Origin of the sequence: Arsenicicoccus sp. UBA2120 (assembly GCF_002330965.1) — a bacterium.
Taxonomy (GTDB): domain Bacteria; phylum Actinomycetota; class Actinomycetes; order Actinomycetales; family Dermatophilaceae; genus Arsenicicoccus; species Arsenicicoccus bolidensis.
The window spans coordinates 1-18,824 of the sequence record NZ_DCYC01000007.1; the positions used below are offsets into that span (position 1 = coordinate 1).

Genomic DNA, 18,824 nt, shown 5'->3' on the forward strand with positions numbered 1-18,824 from the left:
AGCGGGACGTGCTGCTCGCTGCGTCGGTTGGCTCGGGGCATGCATCCATTGTCGCAAAGGTCGCGCCCTCCCTCCGCCGGAGCGAGAGGGAGGGCGCGTCGGCAGACGGGCCGTGGTCAGTAGGTGCGGAAGCCCCGCTTGGTCTTGCGACCGAGGTAGCCCGCCGTGACCATGTGCTCCAGCAGCGGCGCCGGGGCGTAGCCGCGGTCGCGGAACTCGAGGTAGAGCTGCCGCTGGATCGCGTAGGACACGTCCAGGCCCACGACGTCCAGCAGCTCGAACGGGCCCATGGGCAGGGCGCAGCCGTTCTTCATCGCCGTGTCGATGTCGTCGGCCGTCGCGTAGTGGGCCTCGAGCATCTTGACGGCGTCGTTGAGGTAGGGGAAGAGCAGCGCGTTGACGATGAAGCCGGCGCGGTCGCCGCAGCGGACCGGCACCTTGCCGATCGTGCGGCACAGCTGCAGCACGGTCTCCTCGACGTCGCCCTCCGTGGAGACCGTCGTGACGACCTCGACGAGCTTCATCACCTGGGCGGGGTTGAAGAAGTGCATGCCGATGACGTCGCCGGGACGGCTCGTGGCCGCCGCGACCTGGATGACGGGCAGCGAGCTCGTGGTGGTGGCGAGGATCGCCCCCTGCTTGCAGACCTCGTCGAGCCGGCGGAACATCTCGGTCTTGACGTCGACGTCCTCGGCGATGGCCTCGACGACGAGGTCGACGTCGGCGAGCGCGGAGACGTCGGTGGCGGCGGTGACGCTACCGAGCGCCTCGGCCTTGGCCTCCTCCGTCGCGCGCCCCTTGCCGATCGCCCGGTCCATGCTCTTGGCGATGGCGGCGGACACCCCGGCGACCTTGTCCTCGGTGCGGCCGACCACGACGACGGGGTAGCCCGCCTTGGCGAACACCTCGACGATGCCGGCGGCCATGGTGCCGGTGCCGACGACGCCGACCGTCGCGACGTCACGGGTGGGCCGGGGAGACTGCGACTCGACGGGGGTCAGCGCGTCCGCGACGATCTTGCCGGAGCCGGGCGCCTCGTAGGTGTAGAACCCGCGGCCGGTCTTGCGGCCCAGCAGGCCGGCCGTGACCATCTGCTTGAGGATCGGGCTCGGGGCGTGCAGCTTGTCGCGTCCCTCGCGGTACATCGTGTCGAGGACCTGGTAGGCCGTGTCCAGGCCGATCAGGTCGAGCAGCGCCAGCGGGCCCATCGGGTAGCCGCAGCCGTGCTGCATGGCGGCGTCGAGGTCCTCGCGGGTGGCGTAGCGCGACTCGTACATGCTCATGGCGTGGTTGAGGTAGCCGAAGAGCAGGTAGTTGCCGATGAACCCGGCCTTGTCGCCGACCACCACGGGGGTCTTGTCGAGGCGCTCGGCGAGCTCGCGGGCGGCCGTGACGATGTCGGGGTCGGTGACGACGGTGGAGATGATCTCGACGAGCTTCTGCACGGGAGCGGGGTTGAAGAAGTGCAGGCCGAGCACGCGCTCGGGGTGGCTGGTCGCCACGGAGATCTCGGTCACGGACAGGCTCGAGGTGTTGGTCGCGAGGACGCAGGACTCCTTGACGATGCCGTCCAGCCTCGCGAACAGGTCCCGCTTGATGGCGAGGATCTCGGGGACCGCCTCGACGACCAGGTCGCAGTCGGCGACCGCCTCGAGGTCGGCCGCGAAGGTGATCCGTCCGAGGATCTCCTGCTGCTCCTCGGCTGGCATCTTGCCGCGCTCGACGGCCCGGCCCGTCGACCGCTCGACGTGCCCACGACCACGGTCGACGGCGGCGTCGTCCATGTCGACGGCGACGACGCTGAGGCCGTGCCGTGCACAGACCTCGACGATGCCCGCACCCATGGTGCCGAGCCCGACCACTCCGATGGTGTCCAACGATCGCTCCATGCCTGGAAGTCTTGAGGGGGGTGATGCTGGTGGCAAGACTGTCGGACTGCGGGCTTGGTCACAAAACAACTGGCGGGTATGCCGGTCGCCCGGCGCTCTCGCGGTGGTTGGGCACGCGGCGGGCCGGCGGCATACGGCCCGGACCGCTCGCGCGGACTAGGGTGATCTGTCGTGCGACTCGTCATCTCCCGCTGTGCCGTCGACTACGAGGGCCGGCTCGCCGCCCACCTGCCCCTGGCCACCCGGCTGCTGATGATCAAGGGCGACGGCTCGGTCCTGGTGCACTCCGACGGCGGCAGCTACAAGCCGCTCAACTGGATGACCCCGCCGTGCGCCCTGGCCGAGATCCAGCCCGACGAGACCGAGGCCGCCGAGGGCGCCACGGCCGTGTGGGTCGTCCGCAACGCCAAGTCGGGCGACGCCCTGCGCATCGTGATCCACGAGGTCCTGCACGACAGCTCGCACGACCTGGGGGTGGACCCGGGCCTGGTCAAGGACGGCGTCGAGGCGCACCTGCAGAAGCTCCTGGCCGAGCACATCCACACCCTCGGTGACGGCTACTCGCTGGTGCGCAGGGAGTACATGACGGCCATCGGGCCGGTCGACATCCTGTGCAAGGACGAGGGCGGCGGCCACGTGGCGGTCGAGATCAAGCGGCGCGGCGAGATCGACGGCGTCGAGCAGCTGACGCGCTACCTCGAGCTGCTCAACCGCGACCCCGCCCTCGCTCCCGTCACCGGCGTCTTCGCCGCCCAGCTCATCAAGCCGCAGGCCCGGACGCTGGCCACCGACCGGGGCATCCGCTGCGTGACCCTGGACTACGACGACCTCAAGGGCATCGACACCTCGGCCTCCCGCCTGTTCTGACCTCGCACTCACCCGGGAACGGCCACCACAACCCTCACCGCCCGGTAGAGTCGGGCGGTGTGACCGAGCCCCGATTCTGCTACATCGTCCTCTGCCACACCCGTGCCGACGCCGTCGCCCGTTTGGTGCGCCGGATCCAGGAGCAGTCTCCCGAGGCAGGAATCCTCGTACGCTTCGGGACCGAGGCGACGTTCGATCCCACTCCGCTCGAGGCGACCGGTGCACTGCTGCTGGCCAGCGACATCCACACCCGGTGGGGTGACTGGAGCCTGGTCGACGCCGAGCTGGAGTGCTACGCCCGCGCCTCCCAGGCCTTCGACGCCGACTACTACGTCATCATCTCCGGTCAGGACTACCCCGTGGTCGACCTTGCCGCCTGGGAGCAAGAGACCGCTGCTCGACACCCCGGCGCTCTCCTGTGCGGCGACGACCCCGAGCCAGTCACTGTCGACGTCACATGGCGCATCGTCGACGGCCCGGCTCTGCCCGCCGTCGTCCGGCGAGTTGCCGTCGCCGCTGCTTGGCGGCTCACGCTGCTCGCACGGGGGCGTTTCCACGTCGGGGAGTCGCCCCGACGCAACGATCATCGCTGGTGGATCGGCCGCGCTCGCAGGGGCGAGCGGCGCGAGGTGCACAAGGCGAGCCAGTGGAAGGTTCTGTCCCGCGAAGCCGTCGAGGTTCTCCGGAGTCGCTATCACGAGCACCCCGAAGAGCGAGCGTTCGTCGCCTCGTGCAAGGTGCCGGACGAGCTGTACATCGCCACCGCGCTGCACGCAGACGGGTCCGTCGCCATCATCGACCTGCCCACGACGCACTCGCACTTCACCGAGGGGAGCTCCAGCCCCGAGTGGCTCACGCCGGACATCGTCCAAGAAGCCGTCCTCTACGGCGCACCGTTCGCCCGCAAGTTGCACCCGGACGCCGACGCCGAAGTCCTGGCGGCGCTGGAGCCAGCGTCCCGGGGCTGACAGCGGCCGCGCGGTGACCGGAATCCAGCCCTATCCCCGCACCAGGCCCGGCCACTCGTCGAGGACCCAGCCATCGGCGTCGATGCGCACCCGTGCCGGCACGCCGTGCGGCACCACGTGGTCGATCGCGAGATCGTCCCGCACGTTGAGGCACAGCCGGGGAAGGACGGCGGCCATGATCCACCGGTGGGCCAGCACGAGCACGGACTCCCCGCGGTGCTCGTCGGCGATGGACTCCAGCGCCTGTCGGGCGCGGCTCACCACCTGATGGCCGTCCTCGGCCCCGGGGACGGTGGCGCTGAGGTCGCCCGTCAGCCAGGCGTGCATGACGTGCGCCATGACGGGGTTGCCCACCTGCTGTCCGGCCAGCTCCCCGACCGCGCGCTCCTCCAGCCCGCCGACCACCTCGTGGGGCACCCCGAGCGCGTCGGAGACGAGTCGCCCGCTCTGGACGGAGCGCGCGAGAGGGCTGCTGTAGACCGCGGAGATGCGCACCGACGGGTCGGCGGCCAGTCGCTCGGCCAGGACGACCATCTGGGTGGCGCCCACGTCCGTGAGCCACCCGCCGTCGTCGGTGAGGAGGCCCGGGTGGGCGTACGCCGCATGGCCGTCGCGGGCGACGAGCAGCGTTGCAGGGCACTGCAGGTCGCTCATGGGCCCTCACTCTAGCCGCGGCGCGAGCCCTCGTGCCTCACGGATGACGTCAACCACTCGGACCATGATGTCGTTGAGCCCGAAGTCCCTGGGCGTGAAGGTCGCGGCCACGCCCAGCTCCCGCAGCCGGCGGGCGTCGGCATCCGGGATGATGCCACCGACCACGACGGGCACGTCCGTCACGCCGGCTTCGCGCAGACCGGTCAGCACCTCGGGGACCAGGGACATGTGCGACCCGGACAGGATGGACAGGCCCACGACGTGCACGTCCTCGGCCACCGCGGCAGCCACGATCTGCTCTGGTGTCAACCGGATGCCCTGGTAGACGACCTCGAACCCCGCGTCGCGCGCCCGCACCGCCACCTGCTCGGCGCCGTTGGAGTGCCCGTCCAGCCCCGGCTTGCCCACGAGGAAGCGCAGGTGGGTGCCGAGCTCGTCGCCGGTGCGCCGCACCGCGTCCCGGACGTCGGCCAGCTCACCGCGCCAGTCGGTGACCCCGCTGTCCTCGGCGGTCGACATACGGTCAGGACCGCCCGCCACCGGCGCGGAGGAGACGCCCGTGTGCGCGCGGTACTCGCCGAAGACCTCCCGCAGCGCGTCGGTCCACTCCCCCGTGGTCACGCCCGCCCTGGCGCACTGGATGGACGCGGCCATCAGGTTGGTCGTGGAGGCCGCGTCGGTCCGCAGCCGCTCCAGCGCGTCCCGGGCCGCCGCACGTCGGTCCGGGTCAGCGTCGCGCTCGTCCCGCCAGCGGCGCACCGCCTCGACGGCTCGCTCCTCCACGTCCGGGTCGGCCACGTGGATGGCCGTGTCGAGGTCCGCCGTGAGCGGGCTGGGCTCGGTGCCCTGGAAGCAGTTGACGCCGACGACCTTGTCGACGCCGGCCTCGATGCGCCGCCGGCGCTCGGCGTGCGAGGCGACGAGCGCGGACTTGAGGTAGCCGGACTCGACCGCCTCGATGACGCCACCCATCGCCTCGATCCGAGCCATCTCCTCCTTGGCCCCGGCGACCAGCTCGGCGACCCTGGCCTCGACCACGGTGGAGCCGGCAAAGATGTCCTCGTGCTCGAGCAGGTCCGACTCGTAGGCCAGCACCTGCTGGATGCGCAGGGACCACTGCTGGTCCCAGGGCCGAGGTAGACCGAGGGCCTCGTTCCAGGCCGGCAGCTGCACGGCCCTGGCGCGGGCGTCCTTGGACAGGGTGACGGCGAGCATCTCGAGGACGATGCGCTGCACGTTGTTCTCCGGCTGCGCCTCCGTCAGGCCCAGGCTGTTGACCTGCACGCCGTAGCGGAAGCGGCGCTGCTTGGGGTCCTGCACGCCGTAGCGCTCCTGCGTCAGCTCGTCCCACAGCTGGACGAACGCCCGCATCTTGCACATCTCCTCGACGAAGCGCACGCCGGCGTTGGCGAAGAAGGAGATGCGGCCGACGACGTCGCCCAGGCTCTCCTGAGGCACCTGACCCGCGGCGACGACGGCGTCGAGCACGGCCGTGGCCGTCGACAGGGAGTAGGCGAGCTCCTGCACGGGGGTCGCGCCGGCCTCCTGCAGGTGATAGCTGCAGATGTTGATGGGGTTCCACCGCGGGATCTCGGTGACGGTGAAGGCGATCATGTCGGTGATCAGCCGCAGCGAGGGTCCCGGGCCGAAGACGTGGGTGCCTCGGCTGAGGTACTCCTTGACGATGTCGTTCTGCGTGGTGCCCGCCAGCCTCCGCCGGGTCTCGAGGGGGTCGGCTCCAGCGGCCTCGGCCTGCTCCTCCGCCACGGCGTCGTAGAGCGCGAGCAGCCACATTGCCGTGGCGTTGATGGTCATGGAGGTGTTCATCTCCGCGAGCGGGATGCCGTCGAAGAGCGCGCGCATGTCGCCGACGTGGCTCACCGGGACGCCCACCTTGCCGACCTCGCCGCGCGCGAGCACGTGGTCCGGGTCGTGCCCCGTCTGGGTGGGCAGGTCGAAGGCGACGGACAGACCGGTCTGCCCCTTGGCGAGGTTGGTGCGGTAGAGCGCGTTGCTGGCGGCGGCCGAGGAGTGACCGGCATAGGTCCGCATCACCCACGGTCGGTCCTTGGGGCGCTCGGTCATCTGCTCGTCAGCCATGTCGGCAAACTACCGGCGGGTCAGCCCTGGGCGGGAGGCCTGCCGACGGTGACGGTGGACACAGGTGCGGAGGTCGCACGACGGCGGCGCTGCAGGACCTTGCCCAGACGCATCGCGGCGACCACCCGCTCGAAGCGGTCGGACGGGTCGACGATGACCAGCGTGCGTCCCTCGCGCGCCGCCCTGTGGTGCACGCCGGCCACGAGGGCGAGCGCGGTCGAGTCGTGGATCTCGGCCTCCGCCAGGTCGAGGACCAGCTCACCCTCACCGAGGACGATGGCCCGGTGCAGCTCCTCGCGCAGCTGGTGGTCGTTGCCGGCGTCCAGTCGACCGGTGACCCGCAGCTCGGCCCCGGGCACGACGACCTCCACCGTCGTCACCGAAGGATGCGTGCGCGCTCTGGCCATGAGGGCCCCCACGTGGCTGACCGGTGCGACCACCAGCAGCCGAGTACTCAAAGTGATGTGTCGTCACCCATTGAACACCTAGGGTGCCCTTCCTCGGCAGGGCTGCGTCGGTTCCCGGCCGAGGCCGGCTCAGACGCGCGTGCGACGATGCCGTCATGGTCAACCTCACGCGCATCTACACCCGGACCGGCGACGACGGCACCACCCACCTCGGCGACTTCTCGCGCACCAGCAAGACCGACCCGCGACTGCAGGCCTACGCGGACAGCAACGAGGCGAACGCCGCCCTGGGGATCGCCGTCGCGGCTGGGTCGCTGCGCGAGGACGTCGTCTCCACCCTCACGCGGATCCAGAACGACCTCTTCGACGTCGGAGCGGACCTGTGCAACCCGCTGCGCAGCGAGACCCCGGAGTACCCGCCCCTGCGGGTCCAGGCGCCGTGGATCGACGAGCTCGAGGCCGACTGCGACCGCTACAACGGCGAGCTCGACAAGCTCCGGTCGTTCATCCTCCCGGGCGGGACGCCCGGATCGGCCTACCTGCACCTCGCGTGCACCGTCGTGAGGAGGGTCGAGCGGAGCACCTGGGCGGCCATCGAGCAGTATGGCGACCAGCCCGCCCCCGAGGGAGCCGACAAAGGCGAGGGCGGCGTCAACGTGCTCACCGCGAAGTACCTGAACCGCCTCTCGGACCTGCTGTTCATCCTCGCCCGCGTCGCGAACCTCGAGGCAGGTGGCGATGTCCTCTGGCAGCCGGGCGGCGGTCGCTCCAGCTGATCGCCCGGTCGCGGCTGAAGGGCTCTGTGGTCGGCGCGCGCCAGGCGATCTCAGGCTGCGCGCGGGGGACGACCGGGTGGCCGCGCCTCCTGCCAGGACCGGACCGCGGTGCAGTCGTCACGCGGCAGAGCCAGGTCGAAGGCCACCTCGCCCTGGGCGCAGCGCATGACGAGCGGGTCGTCGATCAGGGACGGGAACTCCCCACGGGACGGCGTGTGGACGCCCAGCACCTCGACCCCCGCTCGCGGCATCACGTGGCTCGGCACGAGGGACACCCCGGAGAGGGTGAAGAAGAGCAGAGCGTCGGTGTCGTAGCGCGCCAGTCGCAGGCGCCAGGGATCCTCACGCGTGGGACGGACGGCACAGAGGAACATCGGTGCGCCGTCGGAGATCAGGCGTCGACGCACGAAGACCAGCGTCGTGAGCAGGACGAGCAGCAGGAGGGCACCGGCGACCGCGATCTCCGCGACCTCAATGCCCGCCACCGTCGCGACCTAGTGGCGCTCGGCGCGAGGTGCCGCGTCGGTGTCCACGTGCTCCGCGACCAACGTCACCTTGTCGTCGTGCACGGAGAGGAAGCCGGAGTCGATCTGGACGACCTGGCGCCCCTCGCCGGAGGTGATGGAGACCTGGCCCTCGACCAGGACACCCAGCAGCGGTGCGTGGCCCGGCAGGATGCCGAGCTCGCCCTCGGTGGTGCGGGCGGTGACGGCGGAGGCCTCGCCCTCCCAGACCGGACGATCCGCGGAAACGAGTTGGACCTGCAGTGGCACGGAAGGCTCCTCCACCCTCGGGGACGATTCGTCTCATGCTACAAGCCCGGACGAGGAGCCACGGACCGCGCCGAAAGGGCGAAATCCATGATGGTGTCCGTTGCGTGGTGACTAGTCCGAAAGAATGGTGAAATGTGACTAGATGTCGATCTAGTGCTTACACATTGCGTCATTTCCGACTACCACGAGGCACCTAGTTCCGCACATGGAGTGGGCTTCGACAAGGGGCTGCCGTCAGGCGAGCACGCTGGGTAACCTGGACGCTGAATGCCAAGACCAGCCAGGGATGCGGCTCGCGCGAGTCGGCCCTGGGTGGTGCCAGCACCTCTGGGGGGAGACGACCATGACCGCGAACGACAGACCGCCACTGGTCTCCGTCGTCGTACCGACGTACAAGCGGACCGCGATGCTGCGCGAGGCCCTGGGGTCGGTCCTCGGACAGACCCTGCGGGACCTGGAGGTCATCGTCTGCGACAACGCCGACGACCCCGAGACCCGCGAGGTGGTGGCCTCGTTCGACGACGACCGCATCACCTACGTCGGCCGTCCGGAGAACATCGGGATGATGGCGAACGCGATCGACGGCTTCCGCCGGGCCACCGGCGAGCTGGTGATCAAGCTCGACGACGACGACGCCTTCGAGCCGGATGCGCTCGAGACGCTCGCGGCACCCTTCGCGGACCGGCCCGAGCTGACCGCGTCGTTCTGCGACCTCCAGCTCGTGGACGTCGCAGGGCATGAGCTGGCCGAGGCGACCACCACCCTGCAGCACGACACCCACCGAGAGTCCTTGCCTGAGGGGTTGCACACACCGTTCAGCGCGATCGCGGCCCAGGGCGCCGTGACCTTGGCCGGGGCGCTGCTCCGGCGCTCGGCCATCGACTGGGATGCCGTTCCTGCGCAGGCGGGAACGTCGTACGATCTCTTCCTTGTGGTGTCGGCTGCCGAGGACGCAGCGTCGAGCTGGTACGTGCGGCGCCCACTGGTGCGTTACCGGATCCACGGCGCCAACGACAGCGTCAAGAACGTCGTCCCGAGCCTGGAGGCATCCCAGTGGATCCTTCGTGAGGCCATGGCATCGGGTCGGCACGGTGACGCGGAGGTCTTCCGCCAGCGGATGGCTCAGGACGATGCCAGGTTGGCGCGCGAGTATCTGCTGCTGGGCGACGGACGCCGCGCCCGGAGGTCGGCTCTGGATAGCCTCCGCGTGCGCCCGACGCCGGCCGCGATCTCGGTCGCGCTGCTCAGCATGCTCCCCTTGGGGATGGGCACGCGCGTGAGCCGACGGCGCCGAGAGGCCTACGTCGTGGCCGCCGGGCGGCGGGTCGACGCGGCCCCTGCACCAACGACCGACCACTGATACCCCCAACGACAGCACCACGACGGTCCGACCGTCCCTCTGAAGGAGTCTCGTGACCACAGCACACCCCCAGACCACCCCGTCCTCCCCACTCTCGGCGCTCGCCAAGCGGTGGTGGCTCGCGGTGGCCATTCCGCTCGCGCTGGCCGTCGTGGGCTACATGCTCGGTGCGGCGAAGGCACCCATCTACACCGCCGAGGCACGCATCACCGTGGGCAGCGGCAACATCTCCGCCGGGGCTATCACAGGATTTCCTCAGGCCACCCAGCAGATGGCCGCCAACTACGCCCGTTGGGTCAACGATCGTGGCGTCGAGGGCAAGGGCGACATCCCAGCCGGCACCGAGGTCACGGCCTCCCCCATCCCGGACTCCAACGTCATCCGCATCGAGGCCAAGAGCCCGGACAAGGAAGCTGCCGTCCAGTCGGCGCAGAAGGCTGCCGACGACCTCGCTGAGGCCGTCAACTCCAAGAAGGGCGAGAGCGACCCCGCCGTCACGCTCCAGCAGCTGAACAAGGTCGCCTCCGACTGGGGCCAGGCCAAGGCAGCCAGCGAGGCCGCCAACACGACCGCTCAGCGCGCCATCGGCGGCGATCGACCGGCTGCCACCGTCGCCGCCGCCCAGCAGAGGGCTGCACAGACGGCGTCGCGGACGGCCGTCCTGCAAGCACAGATGGACGCCCTGTCGGAGAAGTACCGCCAGCAGATCTCCCAGGGGTCCCAGGCCGCCAACCTGATCGTCGTCAAGCCCGCCGAGCTCGCGGAGTCGACCAAGGCCTCCAACCAGCAGCGCTACGCACTCGGCGGCCTGGTCCTCGGCCTCGGTCTCGCGCTCCTGCTCGCCGTGCTGCTCGACCGCCGCAACGCTCGCTCCGGGCGCCGTGCGGAGGCGGCTGTCGTCGGCCGGCACGGGCAGGGCGGGCAGCACGAGGTGGACGTCCTGCGCGACCACGGCGCCACCCGAGGCGACGAGGCGTGACCGAGGTCGCCACGGCGCCGACCCCCACCGCGCGACCGGTGGGGTCCGAGCCGGTCCCGCTCTACGTGTGGTCGATGCTGGCCTACCTCGTGGCCAACATGTTCTCGGGGCAGTGGGGTGAGTTCGGCATCCCTGTGCCCCTGGACCGGGTGATCCTCCTCGGCAGCCTCACGCTGCTGGTGCTCGAGCCGTCTCGGGACAGGCTGCGCTGGAGGCCGGTGTACGGAGCAATGATCTTCACCGTGCTCTGGACGGCCTGGTCCGCGCTCACTGCGAACACACTGCTCACGGCACAGGGCTTCTACGCCCTGCTCGATCGGATCATCGTTCCCTTCGTCATGCTGCTCGTCGGGGCCCTGGTCTTCACCACCAGGCGCCGGCGGGACCTGCTGCTCAAGACCTTGGTTCCCATGGGCCTTTACCTCGGCGTCACCTCGTTCTTCACCATCGTGGGTCCGCGCCAGCTGGTCTTCCCGCGGTACATCATCACCTTCCTCGACACGAACCCGCTCGTCGCCGGCGACAGTCGCGCGGTGGGTCCGTTCCTGACCGGTGAGGCCAACGGGTTCACCATGAACCTCTGCATGTTCGCGGCCGGGTTCGCGGTGTACCGCTTCCGCGGCGCGTGGCGCTGGCTGGCCCTCGTCACCATTCCGGCGTGCATGGTCGGTGTCGTCCTGACAGCGACCAGGTCTGCCTGGGCCGGCGCCCTGCTGGGGATCCTCGCCGTGGCCCTGCTCGTGCCCACCCTCCGACGTTGGCTGGTCCCTGCCGGTGCAGCCGTTGCGGTCATGGGGACAGCTGCCGTCGTGGCCATCCCGGCGGTCTACGAGCTGGTGACCTCCCGCTTCAGCACGTCTCGCTCGCTCTACGATCGCGCCAACACCTACGAGGCCGGATGGCGGGCCCTCGACCAGCACCCGCTGTTCGGCGTGGGATGGTCCACCTTCATCGATCACGGGGTGGAGTGGGTCAGGCAGTCGCCGGTCTACCCCATCACCACCGTCACCATCGAGATCCACAACGTCTTCCTCTCCCGCGCCGTCGAGACGGGGTTGATCGGGGGTCTGCTCTGGGTCATCGTGTGCGCGGCCGGGCCCTTCGTGGTTCTCGTCCGGCCCGACCGCCGAACGTCCGAGCACTACGGCTGGTGGCTGTTCGTCGTGATGGCCTTCTTCGCCTGGCTGGTGCCCACGATGACCAGCCCCAACCCTTTCCCGCTGCCCAACACCCTGGTCTGGCTCGTCGCCGGCATCGCCGGCCGGCACCTCATGATCAAGCACCCGGTGCGCGACGCCGGTGCCCTGGCAGAGCGGGCGAACGACACAGCGGATCCCGCACGGACAGGAAGGTAGCCATGGGCCTCAAGGACGTCTACCGACTCGCTCGGGAGGAGTGGCTCCCCAAGGAGCAGCTCCGCCGGAGGAACCCGGGCGCCTACGTGACGGCACGAGCCATCTTTCGGGGCGATCCGACCCGCGTCGCGCTGGGCAAGGGCGTGTACATCTCGGGGCCCACCGTCGTGTTCTGCGACGACGGCGGCGGTCTGTCGGGCGCCAGGCTCGTCATCGGGGACCGCACCTACGTCGGCGAGTTCAACAACATTCGCTGCTCGGGGGCACCCATCATCGTCGGACGGGACTGCTTGATCAGCCAGCACTCGTCGATCATCGGGTCCAACCACGGCATCACGTCTGGCACCAGGATCGTGGACCAGCCATGGTCCGGGGACGGTGTGGTCATCGGCGACGACGTGTGGATCGGCGCCGGCTGCACGATCCTGCCCGGTGCCCGGATCGGCGACGGCGCGGTCATCGCGGCCCATTCGGTCGTGCGCGGCGAGGTGACGCCAGGAGCCGTCATGGCAGGCGCACCTGCACGTGAGATCCGCCGCCGCTGAGAACCTTCAGGAGCACCCCGGAGACACAGCAGAGGGCCTCCGCCCTTGAGGCGGAGGCCCTCTGGTGTGTCGGACGTCAGGTCAGCTGGCCGGCTTGCCGTACTCCCGCTGGACCACCTGCACCTTGTCCCAGGGAAACCCTTCGAGGGTCTTGTAGTTGGGTTGGCCACCGAGGACCTGGGGCCAGGGGTCCGTTCCCGTCGCGGCCTTGTCCCGCTGGCCCGACTCGGCGATGACGGACACGGCGCCCGCCGTGTCCACGACGATGAAGCCGTACTTCTGGGCGGCACGAGCGATCGCCTTCGCCACCGGTGAGATCTGGAGCTTCTCGACGTCCACGGACGGGTCCAGCCTGAGACGAGCGCCTTCGGGGATGGCCGTCGGGTCGCTGGAGTTGCCGTCGCTGCGGTTCGCGGGATACCAGATTCGGCTGGCATCGCCTGTAGAGATCAGAACCAGTCCCATGGCGTGGTCGATCTCTCGCTTGCGGGCCTCGTCGATCGTGACCATGTAGCCGACATGAGCCAGACCGGACGCAGCCACCCCGAACGGGTGGTCGTAGTAGCCCGGCGCCGTGGAGACATCGTCGATGCGCCCACCCCAGCACGCTCTCCAGCCCGGCTTCGCGCCCTTGGTGCGCTCCATCACCCAGAACTCCCAGAGCTGGTCGGTGTCACGGTTGTAGATGGACATCGACTTGTCCGTCCCGTTGGCCGGTACCGCGTTCGCCGGGATCGGTACCTGCTTAAACATCGCCGGGCCGTCCAGGATCCCGGGGGGAGCCGCACCCTTGTTCTGGCAGTCGTAGAAGGCGACGTCCTGCTTCGGGGTGGTGCTGTCCACCGCGTAGTAGCTCGCGTTGTACTGGTCCGTGTTGAACCCAGCGATTCCTCCCCAGTGGGGGGTGATCTGACCCTGAAGGTTCTTGATCATGGCAGCGCTGTCCTTGTCGAGCGGCGCCTTGGTGACGTCCAGCTTGAACACGTTGTCCGGGGCGAACAGCCGGCTCGGCGGCGTGTTGGCAGCCTTGGGCGTCGCCACCTTGGTCGGAGCCTCGGCGCGGGCCATCTGCGTTCTGCTGCCGCTGCCGGTCGAGGTCGTCGGCTTGGCGGACGGCGACGTCGGGGTGTCGGGCGAGTCTGGGGAGCCGGTGCAGGCGGCCAGCCCACCCATGGTGAGGACGATCGCTGCAGCCCCCAGCGATCGGCGAGCGGGTGTCGTGAGCATGTGTTTGTCCCCCAGGTTCGTCGAGCGGTCGTTCTTGAGCATCGGGCGTCAGGCCACCAGGTCGCGCCCGCTGCGGCGGCGGGCGAGCATCTCTTTGATCTCCCGCGGTCCAACGGTCAGCAGTACGTAAAGGATCCCGGCCGGGGCTGCAGCGAGCCCGCAGGCCAGCAGAGCCACCGCGCCCTGCGGGATGTAGCCGGCGTCGATGACCAGCGAGACCCCGTACACGCAGAGGTAGGCCACGGAACCGCTGCACAGCATCTCCAGGAAAGGGACGTCCCGTAGTGGCGACCGCGGGGGTGAAGGCAAGTGCCTGTCTATCTGCCGAAGCAGGAAGAGATAGGCAACGAGCTGCGCGATGACGGTAGCGGCCACGGATCCCAGGACGCCGAAGGGGATGATGAAGGCCAGGGTCATCGACAGGTTGAGTGACACGTTGACCAGGCCGTACCGCATGTCCAGCTCTGGGCGGCCCAGCGTCAGCACCCACAGGATGGTGGGTACGGCGAGCATCGGCCAGAAGTGCCCGATGAGTGCCAGCGCGGCCACCTCACCAGGCAGCCGGGTTGGGATGTGAAGCCACTCGACAACGCCGAAGTAGCAGGCGGGAGCTCCTACCGCCACCCACCCGGAGATGAACAGCACCCAAAGCCGTTGCAGGCGTTCGAATCGTGGCAGGCTGGCTTCCTCCCCGTGCTCACCAACCCAGCGCCCGATCATCGCCTGCATCGGTGCTCCGACGGCGTTGGTGGGCAAGGACCGCAGCTGGAACGCGAACTGGGATCCAGGCCCGAAGATCCCGACCTGCGTGGGTGCGAACCGCCCCACGATGAAGGTGTCGCCCTGCAGGCCGAGCATCTCGAGCACGCTGGCGATCTGGGCCTTCCACGCGTAGCCGAAGAAGTCCTTCATCTCGGCACGGCTGACGAACCTGAGTCCGTGCGGCGTGAGGAACCGCAACGCCGAGGGAATGATCACCACCGTGCTGAGCACCTGCTGCGCCATGAAGGTGTAGGCGACGCCGTACAGACCCAGGTCGGACCTGACGGTCCAGAGCATGCCGGCCGCATAGACGGCATGGCCGAGGAGTCCCGTGGTGCTGGGGATCGCGAACTTCTGCATGCTGTAGAGCACGCAGGCGAAGAGCTGCCTGACGAGAGCCACACCAACCACGACCACCATGGTGCGTAGCAGGAACGTCATCTCGGGTTGCATGGCCGGGGACGCCTGGAAGAACCGCACGACAGCGGGTGAGACCATCCACAGCCCGGTGAACAGGACAAGCGAGACCAAGGTCACGATTCCCAAGAGCGACACGAGGAGTCGAGTCATCTCGTCCCGCGCATCTCTGCCGGCAAAGATGGTGAAGTACCGCTGGGCGCTCGCTCCGATGCCCCCGTCAAAGGTACCTATCGCCAGGGCGATGCTGTTCACGACGATGAACAGGCCGTACGCCTCCACCCCCAGTCCTTGGTAGACGATGGGGGTCAGGATCAGGTTGAGCGCCAAGGGGGCGACCTGGGCCAGAGTCTGCCAGCTCGCACCCTTGAGGAGTACCCGCGCCGCCGAGGTGGACCCCGTGGGCGTCGCAGGCGTGTCATCGGGACCTGCCGTCACGCGGACACCCCAACCAGCACAGAGGTGGCTGCGTCTGGGCGCGCAAGGTCGGCATGAACGGTGAGGAGCACCCGCCTATCCTACGAGCGCATGCGGCCCGGCTTGGCGGCTTCCGGGATCTTGCTGCACGTCAGAGGGCCTAGGCTGCTCGGAATCACCCACGAGGCCGCTCCTCGGATGACAGAATGTAGGGCGTGCCCACGCTCAGCGAGCGCACAGGCGGACGGCAAGTACGGCCTCCGACGCCCGCTGCTACGTGCACCTACACTGACCGAGGCCCACGAATTGGAGTACCCATGCCAGCGCGCCAGCCGCTCGTGTCGGTGGTCATCCCGGCATACCAGGCCGAGGCCTTCCTCGGCGCAGCCGTGACGAGTGCACTCACCCAGACGTACCCGAACATCGAGGTCGTCATCACGAACGACGGCTCGAGCGACCGGACCGGGGCCATCGCCGCGGCCTACGGGGACCTCGTCCGGGTGGTCACGCAGGAGAACCGCGGGCTGCCCGGCGCCCGCAACTCCGCCATACGCGAGGCGCGCGGTGAGCTGGTCGCGCTGCTGGACGCCGACGACATCCTTCTACCGCCGTACGTGCAGACGGCGGTCGACAGCTGGCTGGCGGGCGGGGACGAGCGCACCTTCGTCACCTGCGACGCGCATCTGATGAGCGGCGCCGGCATCGTGCAGGGCCGAACCGTCCTCCCCTCGGGAACGCCTGCGGCGGCCGAGCAGCGCCGACGCATCCTGGAGAACAACTTCGTGTCGGTCTTCTCCGTCTTCCCGCGACGGATGTGGGAGGAGGTCGGTGGCTTCGACGAGTCGATGCGCGTCTGCGAGGACTACGACTTCTGGGCGCGCGCCATCTACGCTGGCTGGACCGCCCGCTTCGTCACGGCGCACCACGCGCTCTACCGCCGTGCCGCCGGCTCGCTCTCCACGCAGAGCGAGCGCATGTATGCCGGAGAGCAGCAGGTCCTCGCCCACGTGGCGGAGGCCCACGGTGCGAGTCTCAGCACCGAGGAGCGCCGATTCCTGGACCTGCGGCTCGAGCGAGGCTCGGCCGTGCAGCAGGTCGATCTCGGCGAGTCCGCGCTACGGCGCGGTGACGTGCCGACGGCCGCAGAGCACTTCGCCGTGGCCTCGCAGCTCATGCCCAGCGCTCGACGCATCAGGCTCAAGGCCGAGGTCCTGCGCAGGGCGCCTGCGCTGGGCGCCGTCTATGCCCGGCGGCTCGCCGCCAAGGACCGCGAGACCGGCCGCACCTACGAGGACGTTCGCCCGTGAGCACGCCCCTCGATGCTCCACGCGCCTCCGTGATCATCCCCGCCCACGACGAGGGCGGGGTGATCGACCGCTGCCTCGAGGCCTTGGACGAAGACGCTCGCGCCGGGCGCCTCGAGGTGGTCGTCGCGGCCAACGGCTGCACCGACGACACGGTGGAGCGCGCCCGCCGGCATACGGGCGTGCAGGTGCTGGACCTGCCCGCCCCCTCCAAGGTCCAGGCCATCAACGCGGCCGACGCCGTCGCCACGGCCTTCCCCCGCATCTATCTGGACGCCGACATCGTCCTCGACGCGGACGCCCTGGACGCCATGGTCCACGTCCTCGACACGGATCTGCCGCGAGCCGCCGCGCCCCAGGTGCGGTTCGCCACCGCCCGGGCCACCTGGCCCGTGCGCGCGTTCTACGACGTCTTCGCCGAGCTGCCCTACGTGCAGGACAAGCTGGTTGGCCTCGGCGTCTACGGGATGTCTCGCGCCGGCCGGTCCCGCTTCGTCGAGTTCCCCGACCTGCTCGGCGACGACCTGTTCGCGCAGCGCATCTTCTCCCTGGACGAGCGGATCATCGTCGACGGCACCTTCGAGGTGCAGGTCCCGCGGACGCTCCGCCAGCTCGTCAAGGTGCGCACCCGCGTGGCTCGCGGCAACGCCCAGCTGGCGCAGGAGGATCCGGGCGCGATGGTCGACGACGGCCGCACGCCGGACTTCTCCACGTCCACGCGATCCACCTCCAAGGCCCTCGTCGACCTGATCGTGCGGCGTCCGTCCATGATCCCGTCCGCCCTCGTCTACGTGCTCGTCACGGCCTACGCCCGACGCGAGGCCCGTCGCACCACGACCGCCGCGTGGGAGCGAGACACGTCCACGCGCTGACCAGCCCGTCACCCCAAGGAGCTCCGTGACCACCGCCCAGCCGCAGGGGTCGGACGACCTCGCCGTCGCCTACCTCGTCAGCCAGTACCCCGCCCTCTCGCACGCCTTCATCGAGCGTGAGGTGCATGCGCTCCGGGAGCGTGGCACCCGGGTCGACACCTTCACGCTCAACCCCTGTCCTCAGCAGCAGCTGGCCTCCCAGGCGATGCGCGAGGACGCACGCACGACCTACGTCGTCAAGGACAAGCGCCGCGCCGCCCTGGCCAACCTGGCCCTGCTGCGCACCCAGCCCGACGCCTGGCTGCGCGGCCTCTCCCGGGCCCTGCGCACCGGCGAGCTGACACCGAGGGCCCGCCTCTGGCAGCTGTTCTACTTCGCCGAGGCCGTCACCTTGCATCGCGAGATGCGGCGACGAGGGCTGCGGCACGTGCACGTGCACTTCGCCAACGCCGCCGCCGACGTCGCCCGGCTGACGGTGGCCCTCGCGAAGGACCTCGGCGAGGACTGGTCCTGGAGCTTCAGCATGCACGGCCCGACCGAGTTCGAGGCCGTGCAGCGCTTCGACCTCCCCGCCAAGGTCCGGTCCGCGGGCGGGGTTGCCTGCATCTCAGACTTCTGCCGCAGCCAGCTCATGCGCATGGTCGACCCCGCGGTGTGGCCACGGCTCGACGTCGTGCGGATGACGGTCGACCCCGAGGCCTATCCCCCGCCGCCCGAGGGCCGCGTGCGGACCGAGGGCGAGCCCCTGCGGGTTCTGTATGTCGGTCGCCTGGTCCCGGAGAAGGGCGGGCCGGTCCTGCTCGACGCCGTGACCGAGCTGCGCGACGCCGGCGTCCCCCTCCGGGTCCGCATGGTCGGCGCCGGGCCGCTGCACGAGACGCTGGCCGCCACCATCGCCGCGCGCGCGCTGGGGGACGTCGTCGAGCTCGTGGGGCCGCTGGGCCAGGACGACCTCCCCCTCGAGTACCGCGAGGCCGACGTGTTCTGCCTGCCGAGCTTCCAGGAGGGCCTGCCCGTCGTGCTCATGGAGGCGATGTCCACCGAGCTCCCGGTCGTCACCACCCGCATCGCCGGGGTCACGGAGCTGGTCCGCGACGGTCAGACCGGGCACGTGATCCCCGCCGGCCGCGCCGACCTGCTGGCGCAGGCGCT

General features: G+C 69.8%; 18 protein-coding genes. 10 read left to right on the forward strand and 8 right to left on the reverse strand.

All coding sequences use genetic code 11. From position 1 onward, the window contains the following. Positions 1-116: 116 nt before the first annotated feature. Positions 117-1,877, reverse strand: coding sequence for a 3-hydroxybutyryl-CoA dehydrogenase (locus B2P18_RS00350; RefSeq protein WP_349677478.1), 1,761 nt, complete (start codon positions 1,875-1,877; stop codon positions 117-119). A 183-nt stretch (positions 1,878-2,060) separates the two neighbouring features. Between B2P18_RS00350 and nucS the strand changes: the two genes are divergently transcribed. Then, positions 2,061-2,756, forward strand: coding sequence for an endonuclease NucS (gene nucS / locus B2P18_RS00355; RefSeq protein ID WP_286955291.1), 696 nt, complete (start codon positions 2,061-2,063; stop codon positions 2,754-2,756). A 59-nt stretch (positions 2,757-2,815) separates the two neighbouring features. After that, positions 2,816-3,724, forward strand: a complete 909-nt coding sequence (locus B2P18_RS00360; RefSeq protein ID WP_286955292.1) for a hypothetical protein — start codon at positions 2,816-2,818, stop codon at positions 3,722-3,724. 30 nt (positions 3,725-3,754) lie between these two features. On the opposite strand, the gene B2P18_RS00365 is transcribed toward B2P18_RS00360, so the two are convergent. From B2P18_RS00365 to B2P18_RS00375, 3 genes are all read right to left on the reverse strand, one after another. Further along, on the reverse strand, positions 3,755-4,378 hold the full coding sequence (locus tag B2P18_RS00365; RefSeq protein WP_286955294.1) for a histidine phosphatase family protein: 624 nt from the start codon (positions 4,376-4,378) through the stop codon (positions 3,755-3,757). A gap of 6 nt (positions 4,379-4,384) precedes the next feature. After that, positions 4,385-6,430 (reverse strand): protein meaA, encoded by a 2,046-nt coding sequence (locus B2P18_RS00370; RefSeq protein ID WP_376783722.1) that lies wholly within the window; start codon positions 6,428-6,430, stop codon positions 4,385-4,387. Positions 6,431-6,498: 68 nt separating this feature from the next. Beyond that, positions 6,499-6,858: an STAS domain-containing protein gene (locus tag B2P18_RS00375; RefSeq protein WP_286955299.1), complete on the reverse strand. Its 360-nt coding sequence runs from the start codon at positions 6,856-6,858 to the stop codon at positions 6,499-6,501. Positions 6,859-7,040: 182 nt separating this feature from the next. Between B2P18_RS00375 and B2P18_RS00380 the strand changes: the two genes are divergently transcribed. Then, entirely contained in the window at positions 7,041-7,661 is a 621-nt protein-coding gene (locus B2P18_RS00380; protein ID WP_286955301.1) for a cob(I)yrinic acid a,c-diamide adenosyltransferase, read from the forward strand. Between the two features lie 50 nt (positions 7,662-7,711). Here B2P18_RS00380 and B2P18_RS00385 read toward each other — a convergent pair whose 3' ends face one another. Together B2P18_RS00385 and B2P18_RS00390 are read right to left on the reverse strand one after the other, a co-directional pair. Continuing rightward, complete coding sequence (locus B2P18_RS00385) at positions 7,712-8,146, reverse strand: DUF2550 family protein (protein ID WP_286955303.1); 435 nt, start codon at positions 8,144-8,146, stop codon at positions 7,712-7,714. Positions 8,147-8,155: 9 nt separating this feature from the next. After that, complete coding sequence (locus tag B2P18_RS00390) at positions 8,156-8,434, reverse strand: F0F1 ATP synthase subunit epsilon (protein WP_019285651.1); 279 nt, start codon at positions 8,432-8,434, stop codon at positions 8,156-8,158. Positions 8,435-8,639: 205 nt separating this feature from the next. Here B2P18_RS00390 and B2P18_RS00395 point away from each other — a divergent pair, with 205 nt between their 5' ends. From B2P18_RS00395 to B2P18_RS00410, 4 genes are read left to right on the forward strand one after another with little or no spacing between them, the layout of a single operon-like run. Next, on the forward strand, positions 8,640-9,794 hold the full coding sequence (locus tag B2P18_RS00395; RefSeq protein WP_286955305.1) for a glycosyltransferase family 2 protein: 1,155 nt from the start codon (positions 8,640-8,642) through the stop codon (positions 9,792-9,794). Between the two features lie 52 nt (positions 9,795-9,846). Further along, complete coding sequence (locus tag B2P18_RS00400; protein ID WP_286955307.1) at positions 9,847-10,773, forward strand: Wzz/FepE/Etk N-terminal domain-containing protein; 927 nt, start codon at positions 9,847-9,849, stop codon at positions 10,771-10,773. Further along, positions 10,770-12,128 carry an O-antigen ligase family protein gene (locus B2P18_RS00405; RefSeq protein ID WP_286955308.1) on the forward strand — a complete coding sequence of 453 codons (1,359 nt, stop codon included), beginning with the start codon at positions 10,770-10,772 and terminating at the stop codon, positions 12,126-12,128. Before B2P18_RS00400 ends, B2P18_RS00405 begins: the two co-directional genes overlap by 4 nt. 2 nt (positions 12,129-12,130) lie before the next feature. Further along, positions 12,131-12,673 (forward strand): acyltransferase, encoded by a 543-nt coding sequence (locus B2P18_RS00410; protein ID WP_239265157.1) that lies wholly within the window; start codon positions 12,131-12,133, stop codon positions 12,671-12,673. 81 nt (positions 12,674-12,754) lie between these two features. Here B2P18_RS00410 and B2P18_RS00415 read toward each other — a convergent pair whose 3' ends face one another. Together B2P18_RS00415 and B2P18_RS00420 are read right to left on the reverse strand one after the other, a co-directional pair. After that, a complete protein-coding gene (locus B2P18_RS00415) occupies positions 12,755-13,942 on the reverse strand; it encodes a hypothetical protein (RefSeq protein WP_286955310.1) in 1,188 nt (395 codons plus the stop codon). A 6-nt stretch (positions 13,943-13,948) separates the two neighbouring features. Then, positions 13,949-15,409 carry a lipopolysaccharide biosynthesis protein gene (locus B2P18_RS00420; RefSeq protein WP_349677479.1) on the reverse strand — a complete coding sequence of 487 codons (1,461 nt, stop codon included), beginning with the start codon at positions 15,407-15,409 and terminating at the stop codon, positions 13,949-13,951. A 404-nt stretch (positions 15,410-15,813) separates the two neighbouring features. Here B2P18_RS00420 and B2P18_RS00425 point away from each other — a divergent pair, with 404 nt between their 5' ends. The 3 genes from B2P18_RS00425 to B2P18_RS00435 form a co-directional block, all read left to right on the forward strand. After that, entirely contained in the window at positions 15,814-16,803 is a 990-nt protein-coding gene (locus B2P18_RS00425; protein ID WP_286955313.1) for a glycosyltransferase family 2 protein, read from the forward strand. Then, positions 16,800-17,672, forward strand: coding sequence for a glycosyltransferase (locus B2P18_RS00430; RefSeq protein WP_286955315.1), 873 nt, complete (start codon positions 16,800-16,802; stop codon positions 17,670-17,672). The genes B2P18_RS00425 and B2P18_RS00430 overlap by 4 nt, the downstream gene beginning before the upstream one ends. Positions 17,673-17,697: 25 nt before the next feature. Next, a partial coding sequence (locus tag B2P18_RS00435) for a glycosyltransferase (RefSeq protein ID WP_286955318.1) occupies positions 17,698-18,824 on the forward strand: 1,127 nt, incomplete at its 3' end.

Coding starts and splice junctions, on each gene's coding strand:
- B2P18_RS00365 (WP_286955294.1), bottom strand. CDS start 4,378: ATGAGCGACCTGCAGTGCCCTGCAACGCTGCTCGTCGCCCGCGACGGC.
- B2P18_RS00395 (WP_286955305.1), top strand. CDS start 8,640: ATGGAGTGGGCTTCGACAAGGGGCTGCCGTCAGGCGAGCACGCTGGGT.
- B2P18_RS00425 (WP_286955313.1), top strand. CDS start 15,814: ATGCCAGCGCGCCAGCCGCTCGTGTCGGTGGTCATCCCGGCATACCAG.
- B2P18_RS00415 (WP_286955310.1), bottom strand. CDS start 13,942: ATGCTCAAGAACGACCGCTCGACGAACCTGGGGGACAAACACATGCTC.
- B2P18_RS00370 (WP_376783722.1), bottom strand. CDS start 6,430: ATGCGGACCTATGCCGGTCACTCCTCGGCCGCCGCCAGCAACGCGCTC.
- B2P18_RS00380 (WP_286955301.1), top strand. CDS start 7,041: ATGGTCAACCTCACGCGCATCTACACCCGGACCGGCGACGACGGCACC.
- B2P18_RS00410 (WP_239265157.1), top strand. CDS start 12,131: ATGGGCCTCAAGGACGTCTACCGACTCGCTCGGGAGGAGTGGCTCCCC.